The organism is Amycolatopsis sp. MJM2582, from assembly GCF_000754115.1.
GTDB lineage: Bacteria > Actinomycetota > Actinomycetes > Mycobacteriales > Pseudonocardiaceae > Amycolatopsis > Amycolatopsis japonica.
The window spans coordinates 230,732-251,541 of sequence record NZ_JPLW01000007.1; the positions used below are offsets into that span (position 1 = coordinate 230,732).

At 69.4% G+C, this 20,810-nt stretch carries 11 protein-coding genes; 4 read left to right on the plus strand and 7 right to left on the minus strand.

The window, feature by feature from the left end:
* The first annotated feature begins 1 nt into the window (after nucleotide 1).
* Nucleotides 2-4,378, plus strand: a complete 4,377-nt coding sequence (gene fxsT / locus ED92_RS35715; RefSeq protein WP_081976007.1) for an FxSxx-COOH system tetratricopeptide repeat protein — start codon at nucleotides 2-4, stop codon at nucleotides 4,376-4,378.
* 1 nt (nucleotide 4,379) lies between these two features.
* Here the strand turns inward: fxsT and ED92_RS35720 are convergent, their stop codons facing one another.
* The 3 genes from ED92_RS35720 to ED92_RS35730 form a co-directional block, all read right to left on the minus strand.
* Nucleotides 4,380-6,182: an HEXXH motif domain-containing protein gene (locus tag ED92_RS35720; protein WP_037346292.1), complete on the minus strand. Its 1,803-nt coding sequence runs from the start codon at nucleotides 6,180-6,182 to the stop codon at nucleotides 4,380-4,382.
* Nucleotides 6,182-6,385, minus strand: a complete 204-nt coding sequence (locus tag ED92_RS35725) for a hypothetical protein (RefSeq protein ID WP_200882790.1) — start codon at nucleotides 6,383-6,385, stop codon at nucleotides 6,182-6,184. Before ED92_RS35725 ends, ED92_RS35720 begins: the two co-directional genes overlap by 1 nt.
* Nucleotides 6,386-6,461: 76 nt before the next feature.
* On the minus strand, nucleotides 6,462-7,175 hold the full coding sequence (locus ED92_RS35730) for a Crp/Fnr family transcriptional regulator (protein ID WP_037346295.1): 714 nt from the start codon (nucleotides 7,173-7,175) through the stop codon (nucleotides 6,462-6,464).
* Between the two features lie 206 nt (nucleotides 7,176-7,381).
* Here ED92_RS35730 and ED92_RS35735 point away from each other — a divergent pair, with 206 nt between their 5' ends.
* Together ED92_RS35735 and ED92_RS35740 are read left to right on the plus strand one after the other, a co-directional pair.
* On the plus strand, nucleotides 7,382-7,774 hold the full coding sequence (locus ED92_RS35735) for a hypothetical protein (protein ID WP_235213459.1): 393 nt from the start codon (nucleotides 7,382-7,384) through the stop codon (nucleotides 7,772-7,774).
* 313 nt (nucleotides 7,775-8,087) lie between these two features.
* Entirely contained in the window at nucleotides 8,088-10,619 is a 2,532-nt protein-coding gene (locus tag ED92_RS35740) for a phosphocholine-specific phospholipase C (RefSeq protein ID WP_037346301.1), read from the plus strand.
* 10 nt (nucleotides 10,620-10,629) lie between these two features.
* On the opposite strand, the gene ED92_RS35745 is transcribed toward ED92_RS35740, so the two are convergent.
* The gene (locus ED92_RS35745) at nucleotides 10,630-11,136 is read right to left on the minus strand and encodes a MarR family winged helix-turn-helix transcriptional regulator (protein ID WP_037346304.1); all 507 of its coding nucleotides are present in this window, start codon (nucleotides 11,134-11,136) and stop codon (nucleotides 10,630-10,632) included.
* Nucleotides 11,137-11,229: 93 nt separating this feature from the next.
* On the opposite strand from ED92_RS35745, the gene ED92_RS35750 reads away from it, so the two are divergent.
* Nucleotides 11,230-12,147, plus strand: a complete 918-nt coding sequence (locus ED92_RS35750; RefSeq protein WP_037346307.1) for an EamA family transporter — start codon at nucleotides 11,230-11,232, stop codon at nucleotides 12,145-12,147.
* On the opposite strand, the gene ED92_RS35755 is transcribed toward ED92_RS35750, so the two are convergent.
* The 3 genes from ED92_RS35755 to ED92_RS35765 all read right to left on the minus strand — a co-directional run bounded on the left by ED92_RS35755 (nucleotide 12,104) and on the right by ED92_RS35765 (nucleotide 20,777).
* Nucleotides 12,104-18,397, minus strand: coding sequence for an SDR family NAD(P)-dependent oxidoreductase (locus ED92_RS35755; RefSeq protein WP_037346310.1), 6,294 nt, complete (start codon nucleotides 18,395-18,397; stop codon nucleotides 12,104-12,106). The two genes, ED92_RS35750 and ED92_RS35755, sit on opposite strands and share 44 nt — an antisense overlap.
* Nucleotides 18,398-18,479: 82 nt before the next feature.
* The gene (locus ED92_RS35760) at nucleotides 18,480-19,319 is read right to left on the minus strand and encodes an alpha/beta hydrolase (RefSeq protein WP_052121087.1); all 840 of its coding nucleotides are present in this window, start codon (nucleotides 19,317-19,319) and stop codon (nucleotides 18,480-18,482) included.
* A 243-nt stretch (nucleotides 19,320-19,562) separates the two neighbouring features.
* Nucleotides 19,563-20,777 (minus strand): cytochrome P450, encoded by a 1,215-nt coding sequence (locus ED92_RS35765; protein ID WP_037346313.1) that lies wholly within the window; start codon nucleotides 20,775-20,777, stop codon nucleotides 19,563-19,565.
* Nucleotides 20,778-20,810: the final 33 nt, after the last annotated feature.

Consider the following 20,810-nt stretch of genomic DNA (forward strand, 5'->3'; position numbering starts at 1 on the left):
CATGGACGGGCCGGGCGGTGTGTCCGACTCGCGTTCCGCCCCGGTGGCGGACCGGCGGGACACCGGTTTTCCGCGTGGGGGCAAGCGGTTCGGATTCGAGGACCTGAACTGGACCGACGTCGCCGACATCGTGTGGCTGGCCGCGGCCATCTCGCCGCGGCAGGCCGAGGAAAGGTCCGCGCCTGCCGAGGAGCCGCCCGAGGAAGTACGGATCCGTAACGCACCCGCCGACCGGGGGGAAATCCCGGAACTTCCCGAGCCGGGGCCGTCCCGCCTCGTGGACGTCCCGCCGGAGCCGGAAGAGGACGATCAGGTCGTCGCGATCGAAGCCGTACCCGGTGAGCTGCCGGAACCCGCGGTGGACGGCGCCGGGCCAGGGGGAGCGGTACTCCTCGAATCGCTGGAGTACTTCCGCGCACTGAGAACACTGAAACGAGAGATGGCCTCGCGGCGACACAACAATGTGGTCCTGGACGAAGTGGCGACCGCCGTCCGGGTCGCGGAGACCGGCCGGTGGTGGCCGGTCACCCGATCGAGAAAAGAGCGCTGGCTGGACCTGACGCTCGTCCTCGACAACGGTCCGTCGATGGCCTTGTGGCGCCCCAGGGTGTCGGCTTTCGTCGAATTGCTCCGGCAAGTGGGTGCTTTCCGGACCATCCAGGTCCGCCTGTTGGAAACCGCTAAGGACACCGAAGAAAACCTCGTTCTGCGTGGTGGCACGCCCGGCGCGCCCGCCCGCGATCCGGACGAGATCCTCGATTCGTCGGGACGGCGCGTGGTGTTGCTGGTGACCGATGGAGTGGGTGACGCCTGGCAGAAGAAGGACGCGCTCTACCCGATGTTGGCCCGGTGGGGCAGGAAGATGCCGGTGAGCATCGTGCACCTGCTCCCGCACTGGCTGTGGGGCCGGTGTGGGATGAGCCCGCACAAGGCCCGGTTGCGCGTGCCGAACGCGGTGGCGCCCAACGCCAGCTGGAAATGCGACCTCGCGGACGCCTGGCTCGAACCGGGCTCGAAAGTGCCCGCTCATCTCGTCCCGGTACCGGTCCTCGAACTGCGGCCGACGTCGCTGGGCTGGTGGGCCGGACTGATGACCGGCGGAAACGACGAATCCGTGGAAGGAACCGTCGTACTCGCCACGGAACGGATTTCCCAGTCCGATTTCGATGACCCGCCGGTAACTTTGTCACCCGCCGAAAGAGTGCAACGATTTCGCAGTGTTGCGTCGCCGCCGGCGCTACGCTTGGCGCAGTTACTCGCGGCGGTACCGGTCCGTCTCGACGTGGCGAAGCTGGTGGGACAGGAATTCGTTCCGGAAGCGGGCCCGGAACACCTCCTCGAACTTTTGCTTTCGGGGATGATGTACGCTCCCGCACTCAGGGAGGGCAAGTCCACTTGGGACACAGACGGGGTCTTCGCTTTTCCCGAGGCAGTCCGGGAACTGCTGCTCAGCGGCGCGCGGCGGTCGGAGACGGCCAAGGTCGTCCGAGTGGCCGCCACCCATTTCGGTGACCGGATCCGGTTGATCTCCCACCTCCGAGACGCCATCGCCGACCCGAACAACACACCGGACCCAGACCTCACCCACGAGTCCCCGGCCGATGTGGAGCTGGAAACCGCGCTCATGCGCGCCCTTTCCGGGCCGTACCTGTCCCGTGCGGATCGGCTGCGCAACGCCGCGGCAAGCCAAGTCCTCCCCATACACGTATCTGAATCAAAGACTGCGAGCTCAACGATGCCCGAGACGGCCGAACGTCCACCTGCCTCGACGCCTGTGACACAGGGACGCTCGTCTTATCTCAATGAGCCCGAAGCGAACGAGCCGACGACCCGGATCGTGCACCCTTCGGCGGCGGAAACCTCCCGGAACTTCCCGGACCGTCAGGCCGACGACCCGCCATTGGTCTTCGGCAACGTCCCCCCGCGGAACCCCAACTTCACCGGCCGCGACGAATTGCTCGACCAGCTCACGAAGCGGTTGAGCAGTGGTACCACCGCCGTGCTTCCCTCGGCGCTGCACGGTCTCGGTGGTATCGGCAAGACCCAGATGGCCGCCGAATACATCTACCGGCATCTCCAGGATTACGACCTCGTCTGGTGGATCGACGCCGCGCACACCACCCAGATCCGCGCCGGTCTCACCGAACTCGCCGGTGTTCTCGGACTTCAGGGCGCTTCCGAGGCCAGCGTCGCGGTCCCCGCGGTCATCGAGGCGCTCCGGACCGGGCGCCCCTTCCGCCGCTGGCTCCTGGTCTTCGACGCCGCGGAAAGCCCGGAGACCGTGCTGCCGTTCTTCCCGCGCAACGGTCCCGGCGAAATCCTGATCACCTCGCGCAACTCCGACTGGGCGGGGATCGCGCGCCCGCTGGAACTCGCGGTGTTCAAAAGAGAGGAAAGCGTCGAGCTGCTCGGCCGCCGCGGCCCGGAGATCGACCCGGCCGACGCCGAAGAACTCGCCGAGAAGCTCGGTGATCTGCCACTGGCCGTCGAACAGGCGGCGGCTTGGCGCGCGGTGACCGGGATGCCGGTGCAGGAGTATCTGCGTCTGTTCGACGAGTCGGTCGAGGAAATCCTCGACACCGCTTCGGCGCCCGACAACGAGGTTTCCGTCGCCGCGGCGTGGAACGTTTCGTTCGAGGAGCTGAAGACCCGCAACCCGGCGGCTCATCAGATCCTGCACATCTGCGCCTTCTTCTCCCCGGAACCGATCTCACGTGACCTGCTCACCGGCGTCAACCGGGTGTCGATCTCGCCCGAGCTGGACGCCGCGCTCCGTGACCCGATCAAACTGGCGCGCGCCATCCGGGACATCAACCGTTACGGCCTCGCCAAGATCGACCACGGGAACAACACGCTTCAGCTGCACCGGCTGGTGCAATTGGTGCTGCGCAACCGGGTGATGGCCCGGCAGGTGCACGCGCGCATGCAGCACGGCGCCCACCAGTTGCTCGCGGCCCTGGACCCCAACGATCCCGAGTCCAGCAGGCACTGGTCGCGCTACCGCGAACTGCTGCCGCACGCCTACGCGGCGAATGTCCTGGACTGCGACAACGACTGGCCGCGTCAGCTCTACATCAACCTGATGCGCTACCTGTTCGAGTACGGCGATCACGAAGAAGCGGCGCGGCTCGGTCTCGAAGCGCGCAAGCGGTTCACCGACGTCCTCGGCCCCACGCATCCGCAGACCCTCGAAGTCTCGTCGAGGCTCGGGCTCTACCTGTGGGCGATCGGACGGTATTCCGAAGCCGCGGAACTCAACCAGCGCACTCTCGCCCTGCGCATGCAGATGTCCAGTGAGGAGAACGAGGAGACCTTCGCGCTTCAGCGGAACATCACGATCGATCTCCGGGCGCAGGGTGATTTCGCGGGAGCGACCAAACTCAGCGAAGAGATCCTGCACAAGGCTAAGCGGATGTTCGGCGACGACGACCCGGAGACGCTCTACGCCGCGTTCCAGCATGGGATCAGCCTCCGGTTGGCCGGCGCCTACCGGGAAGCCTTGGAACTGGATCAGGACACCCTCCGGCGGCGGATCGAGGTCCTCGGCCGTGATCACGTCCGTACCTTCAGCGCCAACAGCGCGAGGAACGTGGACCTGCGCGAGGCGGGCGAATACGGCCAAGCCAGGATTCAGCAGGAGAGGCTCACGGAGAGCTTCATCGCCCGCTTCGGCGCGGACCAGCTGGACTCGGCGGGTAACTCGCTCCTGCTCGCAGTGGCGAGGAGGAAGGACGGCGACCACGCGGGGGCGCTCAGCGTGTCCACGGAGGTCCTCAAGCGGTTCCGGCTCGCTTATGGCGATGCCCACGGTACGACGATGGCCTCCGCGCTGGCCCATTCGATCGATCTTCGTCACTCGGGCGATCTGGCCGCGGCGAAGAAACTCGGTGAGGAGACCTTCGAGCGATACCGGAGCGGTCTCGGCGAACACCATCCGCACACCCTCGCGGCGAACGTCGACCTGGCGGTGACCTTGCGACTGATGGGCGACCCCGCGGCCGCCCGCGTCCTCGACGAGCGCGCCCTCGAGCAGTTCCGTGCCACCATCGGGCCGGACCATCCCTATGCCATCATCGCCGCGATCAACCTGGCGAGTGACCTGGTGGCGGTGGGTGAGCTCGACCGCGTGGTCGAGCTGGGGCGAGACGCGATCGAACGTGGCACGCAGGTGCTCGGCGAGGATCACCCCACCGTCCTGGCGGCGTCGTTCAACCTCGGACTGGATCTGGCCGCCCTGGGCCGGACGGAGGAGGCCGCACCGTTCCGCGACCCGATCCTGGCGCGGTACCGCCGGATCTTGGGCGAGGCCCACCCGGGAACGCAGGCCGCCGGTCGCGGTGCCCGGGCCAACTGCGACATCGACCCGATCCTGATGTGAGTCAACCCGGCACGAGCTGCCCGATCCAGGAGGCGAGTTCCTCCACGCTCGGCGGCCGCGTGCCGGATCGCAAGGGCCGATGCACCGCGCGGACCAGCTCAGGACAATGCAGCAAGGCGCGAGCGGCAGGGTGGAGGCCTCGGGCGGAGAGCGCGAGGCCCAGCCCGACCAAGGAGTTCGGCCGGTCCGGATCCGCGGCGAGCTCCCGCCGGTAACCCTCGACGGCTTCGAGGTGATCGCCCGCGGTGTAAGCGAAATCAGCTTCGGTGGCGCCGGGTACCGTCAGTGGTCGCCCCGCGCCGCCGAGGGAGAGCCGGATGAGGTCCGTTCTGGCCGGGGACCAGCCTCCGTCCGGTATCGGCGTCGGAGGAAGGCTTGTCGCGTCGAGATTCGCGGGAGGCCTCGGTCTTCCGCTGAGCCACGCCGCCGCGAGTTCGGCGACCACGGACGGGTCCGGACGCAGGTGCCGGGCCCGCCATCCCGCGACGTGATCGCGGCGGGCGGCCGTGGCCAGTTCGCTCGCCTCCGCCGAGACGGGCTCGCTCTGCCAGGGCCCGAGGCGTTCGGCGATGGCGTCGAGAAAGCGTCGGCCGGCGTCGGTCAGCGTCGAGTCCGCGCGCAGGACTCGCAGGGTGTGCCACGTTTGCTCACGCCAGTAGGCGAATTCGAAGCCGGAGCGCCGGGCATTCGTCCCGGCCCTGGCCAAGGCGCGCCAGAAGGCGGTGACGCCGAAGAAGGCGTAGACCCCTTGCAGAGCACCACTGAGGGGGCGTGGATCATCCCGCCAGGCCACATAGATCCGCTCTCGGGGGTCCGGCTCGTACAACTCGACGAGGTGCAGCAGACCGCCGAGCACGATGTGCTGGAACTCGTGGATCAGCGTTTCGGCGAGTGACGCGCCGTCGGTGGGCAGTCCGACGACCGCACTGCCGAACGCCTCCCCGGTCGACGCGCTCGGATTCCGGAAGAGCACCTGTGGTTTCGGAACCAAGGACGCCAATCCCACCGGCATGATGCGGGCCAGGCCGGGCAGATGGGTGGCGACCAGACGGCAGGCTTCATCGATCAGCCGTTGCCAATTCGCCAGGTCTTTTCCCGGTAGCCGTTCCGGCGGGATCGGTTCGTAAAGTCCACGGTAGGGATCGAGGTCGTCGAGCCACAATGAGAACCGGTGCGCGCCGACCTGACTCCGTACCCGTCGGATTCCCCACCAGCCCGGGGCGTCGGCGTCGGGTGTGTCCGGCAGATGAACCGTCGTGCCGGCGCTCGACACGGAGTACCGGCCGTTCACGCCACGCACGACGACCGAAGAAAACGTTTCGGTGTCCGGGAAGCGGGCCATCCCGAGTGAAGGGAGCATGGCGTCGCCGTGCCACGCCGGGATGACGGTCTCGAAGTCGAGCTCGGCCCGGATCGCCGCGGCCGCCGCGATCGCGTGCGCGTGCCCCAGGTGCATCCACAAAGGACCAATGCCGTCGATTCCGTTGCGGAGCAAGCGAGTCGTGTAGCCGGCCCAGCTTCCGGTATACGGATTGGTGAGCATCCGGTTCACCGATCGGGGTGCTCGTGCCTCGGCACGGGCGAGGAGTTCCCAAGCGGAGTCCAGCGGCGGCAACGGGCCCGCATGATCCGGTATCTTCGCGGCTTCGGTCAGCAAGGCGTGGATCAACAGTTTGCGACGGCTCCGTTCGGCCCGCCGCAGCCGCCGCGCCATGTCCTCGTCGCCGTCGAGACGCGCGAGCGCGTCGAAGTCCCGCCACGACAACCGGTGGAACGCGGGGCGAGACCCGGCCGATGGCGGCATCAGTCGATCCGCTCGCCGCCCCCAGCGCCGCCGCCTGCGCTTCTGTAGCGTGCGCGGACGAGGGTGGTGCGTTCGACGACATGATGCGCCGACCGGCGGAAGGCCTCGCCGTCCAGCTCTCGTAACGCGGTGAAGGAGACCGCGTCGAGATCGAGCAACGCCGATTCGATGTCCGGTTCCGTGTCTGCCGAGAAAGAACTCATCGTGCCGATTCCCTCCACCCGTGAAACGGTTGCGAGAGTTGAACCTCGCTCAGGATAGCCGAGATTTCGTGCCGGATCAGGCCTCGGCGGCCGGTGGAGGCCGTCCGGCCGCCAATTCCCGTAGTGCGCGAGGGCTGGTGATGGTGACGCGCTGACGTGCGGTGCGCACCACGCCCAGCCGCCGGAGTTCGTCGAGGCCACGGATCAGGGTGCTGCGCGAGACCCGCGCGAAGCCCGCCAATTCCCCTTGGTTGAAGCGGAGATCGACCTGTTTCCCGGCCGTCCAGTCGACGGCGTGCTGCAACGCGAGTTCCAGGAGAACGGCGGCGAGGCGTTGCGGGAAATCCGGGCCGCCGGATTCGAGACGCAGCCGGTCGGATTGTTGCAGCCGGATCGCCGCGGTCCGGAAGATCTCCTCGGCGATACGCGGTTGCTCGCGTAATACGCCGAGGAATTTGTCCCTCGGTACGACGAGGGTGTGCACCTCGTCGATCGCCGACATCGTCGCGGAACGGGGGAGTCCGCTGATCGGGGCCAGTTCGCCGACGATTTCCGCCGGGCCGCGGGCGGCGAGGGGGGCGTCCTCGCCGCGATAGTTGGTGGCGCTGATCTTCACCCAGCCGTGCAGGACGACGAACATGCTGGTGGGCGGACTGCCCTGGAGGGCGAGGATCTGGCCGGGTCGCCACACTTTCAGGTGGCCGGCGCGCCGGAGGGCGGACTGCTCCGCCGGTGTCAGCCGCCGCCAGGTGCCCAGACTCCCGTTTTCAGCCGCGGAGGAACCGGTCATCCTGGCCCTCCGGTTCCCCGGGAACCGGATCGGTGCTGTGTTCCATTTGACGCATCAGCCACTCCCCCGACTCGTCAGCATGGTCAGTGGGCAGAACGACCCGGAAGTTTCGAACCGCGACCGGTAATTGTGCCAGGCACGGGGTGACTTCACCAGGCCTCGGGCCGGCGACGGGGGAGGGTGTCATGCACAGTGCGGAAAGTGTCATGGGACGACCGAAGGATCACCGCCGCCTGCCGGTGGGGCAGAACCTGCGGACGCCCAAGGCGTTCGGCCGAAGACCGGCGTTCTTCGCGCCGCATCCGCCGCTGATGTCGGGTGGGTGGTATCGGGGTGACGACCACGAGGTCGTCGGGCCGGGGCGGTATCCGGTGCCCCGGCCGCCCGCCAAATCGGCGAAGGCCGCGTTGCTGTGGGCGCTCTTTTTGGGTCCGTTGGGTCTTTGTTACGTGTCACCTGTCGGCGGGCTGGTCGCGACGGCGGTCTCGATCACGGCGATCACCTTCGGCGGCGCCGCGCTGGTGGCCGTGATCTGGCCGGTCGTCGTGGTGCTGTCCCTGGCGGCCTTGTCCGGGCGGCCGGACGACGACAGGAGATGACGTCCGGCCGGTTTCCGGCCGGATGAACCGTGGTGGGGGACGCTCAAGGGGGGCGGCCCCCACCACGGTTCCCGCCTCGTGAGTGGCGATTCGGGTTCTAACCCGAATCGCCACTCACGACCACCTGTACCGATCGGCCACCCATGAGGGTCGCGACCATCCGAAAGTCGCGTCCTCTTGCTCCGATCATGCAGCCCCTGGGCCGAACCCTTGAACCGATCAGGCACCTATGTTTCTATCTGCTCGATAGCCGCGTCAAAGGTGCAGTTTCGAACACGATCGAACGGGTTCAACGCAATTCCTGGAGGGCTCCGTGCGCCGTCGTACCCTGCTGAAGGCCGCTGGTGCGGCTTCCGCCTTCACCTTGCTCCCGGCGAGCGTCCGGCAGGCACTCGCCGCCGAAGCGCCGACGGGCGGGCTCGGCGTCATCGAGCACGTCGTGGTGTTCATGCAGGAGAACCGGTCGTTCGACCACTATCTCGGGACGTTGCGCGGCGTCCGGGGTTTCAACGATCCGGCCGCGATCAAACTCCCGTCGGGAGCGTCGGTCTTCCAGCAACCCGACGGCACGGGCACCCTGCTCCCGTACGCGATCGACGATCAGTTCATGGCCGACGTCGACCACAGCTGGTCCGGCGGGCACCGGGCGTGGAACAAGGGCCGTCACGACGCGTGGCGCGCGGCCAAGGGGGTCCGGTCGCTGACCTATCACACCCGTTCGGCGCTGCGGTTCTATCACGAACTGGCCGACGCGTTCACCGTCTGCGATGCCTACCACTGCTCGGAAATGGGGCCAACGAACCCGAATCGGATGTACCTGTTCACCGGCAAACTCGGTTACGAGCCGGACGGGACGACCCGGGCGATCGGCAACGCCGCCTGGCAGAACCCCGGGCACACCGGCTACACCTGGAAGACCTACGCCGAGCGTCTGCAGGCCGCCGGCCGTAGCTGGCGCGTCTATCAGGAATGGGACAATTACGGCGACAACTCGCTGGACTATTTCAGCAGTTTCCTCGCCGTCGGCACCAAGGCGCTGGCGAAGGTGAAGGACTCCGCGGGCAAGGCCTTTCCGAAGCTGGAGTACTTCTACTACGCCCTCGATTCGGCTTCGGCCGCCGAGCGCACCCGGCTACTCGACGGACTGGCGGCCGGTGTGGCGACCCTGACCGCGTCCGAACGCGCGTTGTACGACCGCGGGCTGGCGCGGGTCGCGCCGAAGCAATTGTTGAGCGCCTTCAAGAGCGACGTCGACTCGGGCAGGCTGCCGTCGGTGTCGTGGATCGTCGCGCCGGAATCCCAGACCGAACATCCCGCGTGGGGCCCGAACACCGGGGCCGATCTGGTGAAGTCGATCCTCGACACGATCGCGTCCAAACCCGAGGTGTGGAACAAGACCTTGTTCCTGCTGACCTACGACGAGGACGGCGGCTTCTTCGACCACATGCCACCGCCCGCGCCGCCGGCTTCCGACGACGAGGGCAAGAGTTCCGTCGCCACGACCGACGAATTCGTCTCCGGTGAGCCGATCGGGCTGGGCATACGGGTGCCCATGTTCGTGATCTCGCCGTGGAGCCGGGGCGGGAAGGTGTGCTCGGAGGTCTTCGACCACACTTCCGTGTTGCGCTTCCTCGAACAATGGAGTGGCGTCGCCGAGCCGAACATCTCGCCGTGGCGGCGCACCGTCTGCGGTGACCTGACTTCGGCGCTGGACACGACGTCGCCGAGCGCGACCTATCCGGCGCTGACGAAACCGGTGCCGACGAGCGGACCCTGGAACACCCAGCCGCAGCCGCCGTCCGTGCAGAAGCTGCCGGTCGCGGAGACCGGGGTGCGGACCGCGCGCCCCTTGCCGTATCGGCTGACGGCTTCGGGACGGGTGACCGCAGAACGATTCTGGATCGACTTCGCCAACACCGGGACGGCGGGCGCGCACTTCTACGTCTACGCCAACGCGCACCGGACCGACGGGCCGTGGCGCTACACCCTCGGCGGGAACGCGACGCTTTCCGACTATTGGCAGGCCGGTTCCCCGGACGGCGCGTACGACCTCACCGCGCACGGCCCCAACGGTTTCCTGCGCCGGTTCGCGGGCAACCGGATCACCGCGGCGACCGGCGGCAAGCCGAATCCGGAAGTCGTGCTGCGGCCCGGTTCCGGCGTCGTGTACCTGAAGATGACCAACGCCGGCGCCGCTTGCGAGCTGACCGTGCGGACCGGCAACCGGGGCGGCGGACCGTGGACGTACACGGTCGCCCAGGGCGCGACGGTCGAGGACTGGTTCAGCACCGAAGGCGGCATGGGTGGCTGGTACGACCTGACCGTTCAGGGGCCGGACGGCTTCCTTCGCCGCTTCGCAGGGCATGTCGAGACGGGCGTGGAGACCATCAGCGACCCCGTGATGGGCTCTGGACCGCTCACCGCCACCGTCCGTTCGGCCGACAGTCAGGAGACGGTGGGGGAGAACGGTGCCGCCGCGAACGCCGTCGACGGGAATCCCGCCACCCATTGGCACACCAAGTGGTCCGGCGGGGAAGACCCGCTGCCGCACGAACTGCACCTCGATCTGGGTGCCGCCCGCACGGTCACGGGCTTGGCCTACTTGCCGCGTCAGGACGGCTCCGATCACGGACGCGTCGGCGGCTACGAAGTCCACTTGAGCACGGACGGTTCGGCCTGGGGAAGTCCTGTCGCCGCAGGTACTTTCGCGGACGACGCCGCCCGTAAGACGCTGCGGTTCTGGCCCACCCGGGCGCGCTACGTGCGGTTCCGCGCCCTCACCGAGGCGGGTGGACGCGGGCCGTGGACGTCGGCGGCGGAGGTCACCCCGCTCGGCTGGAGCTGACGCGCCGGGGTCACTCCAGTGACGTGTCGCCGAAGTGTTCGAGCAGCAGCCGCAGGCCGCCGATCAGTTCGGCCCATTGCGCGGGTTTCAGATCGGGCAGGAGGTCGGCTTCGTTCTCCAGGTGGAGGACGAAGACCTCGTCCACGACCTGACGTCCCTTGGCGGTCAGCCGGATCTTGACCGAGCGGCGGTCGTCGCTGTCGCGCACCCGCTCGACCAGGCCCTTGGCCTCCATGCGGTCGATGCGGTTCGTGATCGCCCCGGACGTGACCATCGCGGCCTTGAGCAGCGCACCGGGCGTCAGGCCGTCGGCTTCCCCGGAGCGGCGGAGCGTGGTGAGCACGTCGAACTCCCACGACTCCAGGTCGTGCTTGGCGTTGAACTCCTTGAGCTTCCGGTCGAGGATCCGCGAAAGCCGCTGAACGCGCCCGATCACCTCGGCGGGCCAGAGCTTGTCTTCGAGGTCCGGCCGCTCGTGTCGCCAAAGCGCGATCACCGCGTCCACCGCGTCGGCCATGACGTCCTCCAAACGTCTCAACATTAAGAGACTTGACATTGACAGAACTCGCTGGTGTTATCTCAACGTTGAGATTATCAGTGAGGAGACATCATGGCGATCATCGCCGAGCGGCCCGTCGTCCCGGCGGAACCGGCGGCCGCGAAACCGACGCTGCGTGACGCCGGGCTCGCCGCGCTGGCCCCGGCCAGCTGGGGCACCGTCTACGTCGTCACCGCGACCCTGTTGCCCCCGGACCGGCCGTTGCTGGCCGCCGCGCTACGGGCGCTCCCGGCCGGGCTGCTCCTGCTGGCACTGACCCGGCGGCTCCCGCACGGGTCGTGGTGGTGGAAGACGACGGTGCTCGGGATGCTCAACTTCGGCGCCTTCCTGCCGTTGATCTTCTTCGCCGCGTACCGCCTCCCCGGCGGGGTCGCCGCGACCCTCGGCGCCCTGCAACCCCTGCTGGTGGCGCTGCTCGCGCTCCCGATGCTCCGCGTCCGGACCCCGGCGCCGATCCTGCTCGCCGCGATCGCCGGCGCCGGCGGGGTCGCGCTGCTGACCCTTTCGTCGGAAGCCCGGCTCGACCCGCTCGGCCTGGCCGCCATGCTCACCGCCGTCGCGCTCATGGCCGTTTCCCTGATCCTGACCAAGAAATGGGGCCGCCCCGAGTATCCGCTGGCGATGACCGGCTGGCAGCTGACCCTCGGCGGCATCGTCCTCGCCCCGGCGACGCTGCTGTTCGAAGGGCTCCCGAGCTCGCTGACGACGGCGAACCTGATCGGTTACGGCTACATCGGCATCGTCACCACGGCGCTGGCGTACCCGCTGTGGTTCCGCGGCATCGACCGGCTCGCCCCGGCGTCGGTCTCCCTGCTGACGCTGACGAACCCCTTGGTCGCCACGGCCGCGGGATTCCTGGTGCTCGATCAGACCCTCACCGGCTGGCAGCTCACCGGATTCGCCGTCGCGCTCACCGCGTTGACGCTCAGCCAGACCCTCGCCCGGCCCGGTCGCGCAGGTGCCCGGTGAGCTCCGTGACGGTCGGGTGGTCGAACAGGACGCGGGCGGGGAGTTCGACGCCGGTCAGCTCCCGGAGCCGCGTCCGCAGATCGATGACGGCCAGGGAATCGAGCCCGAGTTCGGTGAACGGCTTGTCCACGGGGATCGTGCCCGGATCGTGGTGGCCGAGGACCTCGGCGAGTTCCACCCGCAGCAGCTCGCGCAGTTCCCGCTCCGTGGGCTGATCCGGCCAGCGCCGGCCGGGTGACGGCGGCGCGGGTCTCGCGGCGGGGCGGCCGAGTCCGTCGGCGATCGGGGGCAGACCGGCGGCGGTGGGGTCGAGCCGGGCGGCGATCAGGACCGGTTCGGCGTGTCCGAGCGCGGCGTCGAACAGCGCCATTCCCTGCTCCAGGGTCAGCGCGGCCACCCCGGAGGTCTGGATGCGATGCCGCGCCGCTTCGGGGATCTTCGAGCCGAGGCCGATCTCCAGATCCCAGAGACCCCAAGCGATCGACGTCGCGGGAAGCCCCTCCGCCCGCCGTCGCATGGCCAACGCGTCGAGGTAGCGGTTCGCCGCCGCGTAGTTCGCCTGTCCCGCGTTGCCGAAAGTGCCGGCCAGCGAGGAAAAGAGCACGAAAGCCGACAGGGGGAGATGCCGGGTGGCCTCGTGCAGGATCACCGCGGCGTCGGCCTTCGGGCGGAAGACGGTGTCGATCCCGGCGGTCGTCTGCGCGGTGAAGGCGGCATCGGCGACGACGGCGGCGGAGTGCACCACGGCGGTGAGCGGCGGATCGCAGGAGTCGACCAGTCGCCGGACGAAGGCCGGATCGGCGATGTCGCCGTCGACGATCCGTACGTCGGCGGGCAGCCCGCGGAGCTCGTCCGCACCGGGCGCGGCCGGGCCGCGGCGGCTCACCAGCAGCAGATGCCGGACTCCGTGCGCGGCCACGAGATGCCGGGCCAGTGCCGCGCCGAGCGCGCCGGTGCCGCCGGTGATCAGCACGGTCCCGGCCGGGTCGATCGGACGGCCGGACGCGGGCGCGGTGCGGGCGATCCGCAACGCGTGCGGTACGCCGTCCCGGATCGACAGCTGGGGTTCGGGGTTGCCGCCGACGAGCTCGCGCACCTTCTCCACCGGGAGCTCGGTGTCGACCACGGTGACCAGGCCGCGGTACTCGCTCGACGCGGCGGCCCCGAGCCCGAAGAGGGCGGCCGACGCCGGATCGGCCGCGTCGCGGGTCACGACGACGGTGCGTTCCCCGCGCGGAAGGGTGTCCTGCAGCGCGGTGAGCGCGCTCCGGACGTCTTCGGTCTCGACGATCCGGACGTCGTCGGCGCGCGCGGCCGGGACGGGGATCCAGCGCGGCGCGTAGAGCATCGTGTTCCCGGCGGGCAGCGGCCGGGTGAGCAGCGATTCCACGATCGCGACGGGTGTTCCGGCCGGGTCGAAGAGTTCGACGCGGACCTCGCCGGGGCCGGACCGTACACAGTGGACTCGCGCCCGGCGCGCGACGGGGGCGAACACGTGGACGCCGCTCCAGAAGAACGGCACGCGTGCTTCGTCTCCGGGCGCTCCGGCCAGCGCGAGGGTGTGCACCGCCGCGTCGAGCAGCACGGGATGCAGGGCGAACCGGCCGTCGACGTCTTCGGCGAGCGCGATGTCGGCGAACAGTTCGTCGCCGTCCTGCCACAGTCCGGTCACCGCGCGGAAGGCGGGACCGTAGTCGAGGGCCGCGTAAGCCCGGTCCAGGTCGACCGGTTCGGTCGCGGGAGGCGGCCACTCGCCCTTCCACGGTTGCGCGAAGACCTCGGAGGTCCCCAGACGGCCGGTGGCGTGCCGCGTCCAGGTGTCGGAATCCTTGGCGTAGATGTCGATCCGGGGTCCGTCCACGACCACTTGGAGCGCGACGTCTTCGGAGCGGCCGAGCCGCAGCGGTGCCTCGATCGTCAGCTCGGCCACGTTCGTTCCGCCCGCGTGGACGGCGAGTTCGACGAAGGCACTGGCCGGGAACAGTGTCGCGCCGCCGACGACGTGGTCGGCGAGCCAGCCGTGCGTGCGGACGCCCGCCGAGCCGCCGTGCACGACCCTGGGCGAGTCGGGGGCGACGAGCGCCGGGCCCAGCATCGCATGGCCGTCGTGGCTCCGGCGCGGTCGCGGATCGAGCCAGAAACGCTCGCGCTGGAAGGGATACGTCGGCAGCGTGACCCGGCGGGCGCCGCTGCCGTCGAAGACCGATCGCCACGACACGGGCACACCGGCGGTGTGCAGCTCGCCCGCCGCTTCCAGGACGCTCCGGCTCGTGTCCATAGTGGACACTGTGGGAAGGACTGCGCCCGCCGCCCTGCTCAGCACGGCGGACGGACCGATCTCCAGGCAGATGGCGGTTTCCGTCGCGACGACGGTGTCCAGCGCGTCGGCGAACCGGACCGTTTCCCTGGCGTGCCGCACCCAGTACTCCGGGCCGACGCCGGTGATCGCGCGGCCGGTCAGGCCGGAGATCAAGAGCATCTCCGGTGCGCGGTAGGTCAGCCCGGCGGCGACGTCGTGGAATTCGGCGAGCATCGGCTCGATCAGCGGCGAATGGAACGCGTGACTGACGCGCAGCCGTGTGGAGCCCGGCCACTGGGCCGCGATCGCTTCGGTCACGCTCGTGGCTCCGGACAGCACAAGGGATCGAGGGCCGTTGACGGCGGCGATCGCCACCTGGTCGGCGAATTCCCCGACCAGTGGGGCGACTTCGGCCTCGGCCGCCCGGACGGCGATCATGACGCCGCCCGGCGGCAACGCGGCCATCAGACGGCCGCGCGTGGCCACGAGGACTCCGGCGTCCTCGAGGGACAGGACACCGGCGACGTGTGCGGCGGCGATCTCGCCGATCGAGTGCCCGGCGACCGCGCCGGGCCGGAGACCCCAGGATTCCAGCAGCCGGTACAGGGCGACTTCGTAGGCGAACAAGGCGGCTTGTGCGTGATCCGTCCGGTCGAGCAGCTCCCCGCCCTCGAACGCGACTTCACGGACTCCGCCGCCGAGCGCCTCACACGCCGCGTCGAACGCCTTGCGGAACAACGGGAACCGCTCCGACAGTTCCTTTCCCATTCCCGCGCGCTGCGCGCCCTGTCCGCTGAACAGGAACGCCGCGGCCGCCGGCCCGCGCACGGTCCGGCCGCGGCGTTCCCCCGTGACGAGTGCGCGCAGCGCGGCGAGATCGCCGGACGGGACCAGCGCGCGATGCTCCAGCGCGGAGCGGGTGGCGAGGGTGAACGCGACGTCGTCCTCGTCCCGGCCGCCCACGGTCGCCAGCAACCGCGAGGCGGCGGCTCGCAGGGCGCCGTCTCCGGCGGCGCTCAACAGCCACGGCGCTCCGAGAGACGCAGGAGCTCCATTTTCCGGCGAGGGCGGCGCTTCCGAGACGAGAACGTGCGCGTTGGTGCCGCCAATCCCGAACGCGGAGACCCCGGCGTGCCGGGTTCTCGGTCCGGCACGCCATTCCCGGCCTTCGGCGAGCAGGCGCACATCGCCCGCGGACCAGTCGACGCGGGGGCTCGGCTCGTCGGCGTACAGTGACGGCGGCAAATGCCCGTGCCGCAAGGCTTCCACCATCTTGATCACCCCGGCGACGCCCGCCGCGGCCTGGGTGTGCCCGATGTTGGCCTTCACCGAGCCGAGCCACAGTGGCCGGTCACGTTCGCCACCGTAGGCGGCGATGAGGGCCTCCGCCTCGATCGGATCGCCGATCGGGGTGGCCGTTCCGTGCCCCTCCACCGCGTCGACGTCGGCCGGGGACAGACCGGCGTCGGCGAGCGCGGACGCGACGACCGCGCGCTGGGCCCGCCCGCTCGGCGCGGTCAGCCCGTTCGACGCGCCGTCGGAGTTGACGGCCGAACCGCTGAGCAGGGCCAGCACCGGATGCCCGTTCCGGCGGGCGTCCGACAGCCGCTCCAGGAGGACGACACCCGCACCCTCGGACCACGCCGTGCCGTCGGCGCCCGCCGCGTAGGAGCGGCATCGGCCGTCCGGCGAAAGACCGCGCTGGCGGCTGAATTCCAGGAACGTGCGCGGGGAGGACATCACCGTCGCGCCACCGGCCACGGCGAGCGAACACTCGCCGGCACGCAGCGCGCGCACGGCCCAGTGCAGTGCCACCAGCGACGAGGAGCAGGCGGTGTCGACCGTGACCGCCGGGCCGTTCAGCCCGAAGGTGTAGGAGATCCGGCCGGACGCGAGCGCGTGCGAGGACCCGATGCCCAGCCGCCCCTCCATCCGATGCCCTTCGAACCGGCTGGCGTAGTCCTCGTTCATCACGCCGACGAACACCCCGGTGTCGCTTCCGCGCAGTGTGGCGGTGTCGAGACCGGCGCGCTCGAACAGCTCCCACGACGTCTCCAGCAGCAACCGCTGCTGAGGGTCGGTCGACAGGGCCTCGCGCGGCGACATCCCGAACAGGGCGGGGTCGAAATCCAGGGCGTCGTACACGAATCCGCCGCGGCGGGTGGTGGAACCGCCGAGCCTGCCGGGGTCCGGGTCGTAGCGGACGGAGTGCTCCCAGCCCCGGTCGGTGGGGAAGTCGCCGGTCGCGTCGACGCCGCCGGCCACCAGGTTCCACAGGTCTTCGGGCGAGGTCACGCCGCCGGGGAACCGGCACGCGGTCGCGACGACGGCGATCGGTTCGTCACCGCGAACGGGGACGGTTCTTCTCGTGGCGGGTCTGCTTTCCCCGGACAGGAGCCGTTCGAGCTCGGCGATGACCGCGGCCGGGGTCGGGAAGTCGTAGACGAGCGCTTGGGGGAGGGCCAATCCGGTCGCCTCGGCCAGCCGGTGCCGCAACTGCACGCCGCCCACCGACGTCAGGCCCAGTTCGGTGAACGGCCGGTCGCGCCACCGCTCGCCGATGTCGCACAGTTCGGCGATCGCCTCGCGCACCAGCGTTTCCGCCTCGGGCGGCGGAACGCGCAAATCCTTCCGCAGCGCTTTCCCCGACGGCGTCCGGGGAAGGCGTTCGACGAGGTGGAAGGCGACCGGAACCTTGTACGCGGAGAGCCGGTGGCGGCACAGGCGGCGTACCGCGTCGAGATCCGGTTCGCCGGAGACGAGGAACGCCACCGGGACCGCGCCGAGGACCTCGTCGGGTCTTCCCGCTACCAGAACGTCTTCGACACCAGGGACTTCGGCGATGACCGCCTCGATCTCCGTCGGGTGCACGTTCTGGCCGCCGCAGACGATGACGTCGTCGGCGCGGCCTTCGAGGATGAGCCGTCCCTCGGCGAGAGCGCCCACGTCACCGGTCCGGTACCAGCCGTCCGGCCCCGCTGCGCTCGGCGCCACGCCGGGACCGCGCACCTCGATCTGCTCGTCGACGACGCGGATCTCCATGCCCGGCACCGGTGTCAGATGATCCTCGCCGGGGAGCTGGACGGCGATCTTGCCACTGGTCTCCGTGCTGCCGTAACCGTCGAGGACTTCGATGCCGAACAGTTCCCGGACGGCGGCGCGGGTCGGCGCGGTGCACGGCGAGCCTCCGGAGAGGCACAGTCGTGGCGCGGGGAGAACGCCGCGAACCTCCTGACGCAGATTCAGAAACGTCGCCGGGACGCCGGCGAGGACACTGCCGGGGAACGCAGTGAGCGCCCCGCGCAGATCGCGGTCGACGATCCTCGTGTGCGTGCCCAGCGCGATCGTCCCGGCGAAGGCCAGCGACAACGCGTACGCGTGGTGCAACGGAAGCGGCCACAGAACGGTGTCTTCACCGGAGATCCCGTACATCGGGCCGTAGCAGGCGGCCGACGACCAGAGCATCGCGCGCTGGGTCGTCAGCACGCCTTTGGGGCGGCCGGTCGTGCCGGAGGTGTAGAGCAGCCAAGCGGGTTCGTCGAGGCCGAGATCGTCTCGCGGTCCACCCCGCGGGGGCGACGGCTCGTCCTCGACGAACACCACTCGTAGCCGGAGCTTTCGCGCGAGCTCCGCGTGCCTGGCTTCCGTGATCAGCAGAACGGCGCCGGAATCGTCGGCGACGCGGGCGAGTTCGGCCGCCGTCGACCGCGCGCTCACCGGAACGCCGACCCCGCCCGCCCGCAGCACCGCCAGGCCGTACTCGGCGAATTCGACGCGACCGCCGACGTGGATGAGCACCCGTTCGCCGCGGGCGATCCCGAGCCCCGCCGCCAACCGGCCGCTCGATTCCAGCAGGTCCCCGAAGGTCAGGGTCCGGTGCTCGTCGGTGAACGCCGGCCGAGCGGACTGCCGTTCGCGTAACAAGGTCACCAGCGGGCGGATCTCGGTCATCCTTCGAAGGTATAGGCGCGCGGGTCCGCGCGGCGACGTGCTTTCCTTCCCGAACGGGCACTTTTCGCCGACGGATCGCGCATCAGGCGGCCTTTTTGTTCCGCTCGGTCGCGGACCAGCCGTCGTCGTCCTGGTCGAGGCCGGAAACGGTGCCGTAGAAGACACTCTCGGCGTTCCGGTCACCGGAGAGATGGAACCGCAGCCACGCGGTGATGGCGCCGATGACCCGGTCGCGGGTCTCGCCCTGGAGGAAATGCGTGGCGCCCTTCAGCTGGCCGTACACGGCGGGAACCTGGTCGCAGGCAAGGAAACGACCGCGCACGTAGAAGGCGGGCACGACGACGTCCGCCTGCCCGGACACGAAGAACGCGGGGCCGTGCAGCTTGTTCACGTTGCCCTGCGGTCCGGGCATGATCGGCAGCGTGGTCTTGACGAGCGGGTCCGCCCCGGCCGCGATCGCGCCGCCCCCGCCTTGCGAATGCCCGGCGGCGGCGATCTTCCCGGTGGCGACGCGGCCCTGGAAGACGCTGCCCGCACGGGAATTCTCCGCGATCAGATACCGGGCGCCCGCCAGCATCTCCTCGCCGGACCCCGACTGGCCGGTGTTCGCGGCCGCGACGACGTAACCCCAGCTCGCGAGATGGGTGAACAGCTGCTCGTACTGGTCGACGGTGGCGTTCGTGCCGTTGCCCCAGATCAGCACCGGATGCTCGGTGCCGTCCGAGGCGATGTCCGCCGGGTAGTAGAGCGTGTGCGCCGGACCGCCCGCCGCCTTGACCGCCTTGTGCGGCCCGGCTTTCTCGTACACGCGCGGACTGGTCGGGGCGGCGGCCGATGCGGCGACGGCGGTCTGCGGGACCACCGTCGTCGAAACGGCCAGTGCCAGCACGGTCAGCAATGCCCTGCGGCTCAAGGAACGCATGGTGTCTCCGAACGGTTTCGAAGAGTGATGTCGTGATCATTCCAAGCGGAGCGCTTGTTGTTTCCTGGAAGTTCCCCAGAATCGCGGGCGGGCGGATTGTGAACGGTGACAATCGGTGGAACGGAATGAATACGGGTACTTATTCAACCTCGGTTGATCGCAGGTCCGTGAAGGCCTCCTTGCCTACCTTCAGGGTAGGGAAGGAGGCCTTCACGGACTTCAGGGGCGAGCGAGCGTGTAGGCCTACGCAGTCCAAGTGACCGGAAGCTCGTGCACGCCGTAGATGTTCATGTCGGTCTTCAGCTTGACCTCCTCGGCGGGCACGGCCAGCGCGAGTGTCGGGAAACGGCGCAGCAGTCCCTCGAAACCCGCGCGCATCTCGATCCGCGCCAGCTGCTGGCCGAGGCACTGGTGGATGCCGTGCCCGAACGACAACAGACCGCGGGCGTTGCGGCGCAGGTCCAAGGTGTCGGGGTTTTCGAACCGCCGCGGATCGCGGTTGGCGGCCAGCAGCGAGATGATGACCGTCGACCCCGCGGGGATCGTTTCGCCGCCGAGCTCCAGATCCTCCGTGGCGTACCGGAAGAAGATGTCGGCGACGGACAGGTAGCGCAGCAGTTCTTCGACGGCGCCGGGGAGCAGCTCCGCGTCGGCCCGCAGTTCGGCGAGCTGTTCTGGGTGCTCCAGGAGTGCGAAGGTGCCCAGCGCGAGCATGTTCGCGGTGGTCTCGTGTCCCGCGAGCAGCAGCAGGAACGCGGCGCCCGCCAGCTCCTCGATGGTGAGGTCTTCGTGGCGGCCGAGGTCGGACAGGATGTCGTCCTCGGGCGTCTCGCGTTTGCGGGTGACCAGTTCGGTGAGGAAGGTGTTCATCCCGATGAACGCGGCCATCTTCTCCTCCAGCGTCTGGTCCCTGACCATGAGCTGCGCGGAGTTGGCTTGGAAGCTCTCGCGGTCCTCGTAGGGGACGCCGAGCAGCTCGCAGATCACCAGCGACGGCACCGGCAGCGCGAACTCCTTGACCAGGTCGATCGGCGGAGTCAGGTTCGCCATCGCGTCCAGCCGCCGTTCGGTGATCTCGACGATGTGCTCTTCGAGCTGCTTCATCCGCTTCACGGTGAAGGCGCCGGTCAGCCGCTTCCGCAGCCGGCCGTGGTCCGGCGGATCCATCGCGACGAACATGCCCGGCATCGGCGGCGACGGTTCGGTGGGGGCGGGCATCCCCGTCTCGTACGGCACGTGCAGGATGCCGATGTCCTGTCGCGAGCTGAAGCGGGTGTCGGCCATCATCTGCCGCACCTCGTCGTAACCGGTGACGAGCCAGCCCTCGTGACCGTCGGGGAAGATCATGGGACTCACCGGGCGGGCCTCACGCAGCCGGGTGATCTCGCGGGGCGGGTCGAAGGGCCCCGCGTCGCGCTCCATCGGGAGGCCCTGCGGGACGGGAACCGTCTGAGTCATCGCTTCGCCTTTCGTGGTGGTTGTGACGGCCAC

Bases quoted from the DNA above. Each gene is read 5' to 3' on its own strand.
- ED92_RS35750 (WP_037346307.1), top strand. From the start codon at position 11,230: ATGGCGATCATCGCCGAGCGGCCCGTCGTCCCGGCGGAACCGGCGGCC.
- ED92_RS35745 (WP_037346304.1), bottom strand. From the start codon at position 11,136: ATGGCCGACGCGGTGGACGCGGTGATCGCGCTTTGGCGACACGAGCGG.
- ED92_RS35760 (WP_052121087.1), bottom strand. From the start codon at position 19,319: ATGCGTTCCTTGAGCCGCAGGGCATTGCTGACCGTGCTGGCACTGGCC.
- ED92_RS35735 (WP_235213459.1), top strand. From the start codon at position 7,382: ATGGGACGACCGAAGGATCACCGCCGCCTGCCGGTGGGGCAGAACCTG.
- ED92_RS35765 (WP_037346313.1), bottom strand. From the start codon at position 20,777: ATGACTCAGACGGTTCCCGTCCCGCAGGGCCTCCCGATGGAGCGCGAC.
- ED92_RS35720 (WP_037346292.1), bottom strand. From the start codon at position 6,182: ATGCCGCCATCGGCCGGGTCTCGCCCCGCGTTCCACCGGTTGTCGTGG.
- ED92_RS35755 (WP_037346310.1), bottom strand. From the start codon at position 18,397: ATGACCGAGATCCGCCCGCTGGTGACCTTGTTACGCGAACGGCAGTCC.
- ED92_RS35730 (WP_037346295.1), bottom strand. From the start codon at position 7,175: ATGACCGGTTCCTCCGCGGCTGAAAACGGGAGTCTGGGCACCTGGCGG.
- ED92_RS35725 (WP_200882790.1), bottom strand. From the start codon at position 6,385: ATGAGTTCTTTCTCGGCAGACACGGAACCGGACATCGAATCGGCGTTG.
- fxsT (WP_081976007.1), top strand. From the start codon at position 2: ATGGACGGGCCGGGCGGTGTGTCCGACTCGCGTTCCGCCCCGGTGGCG.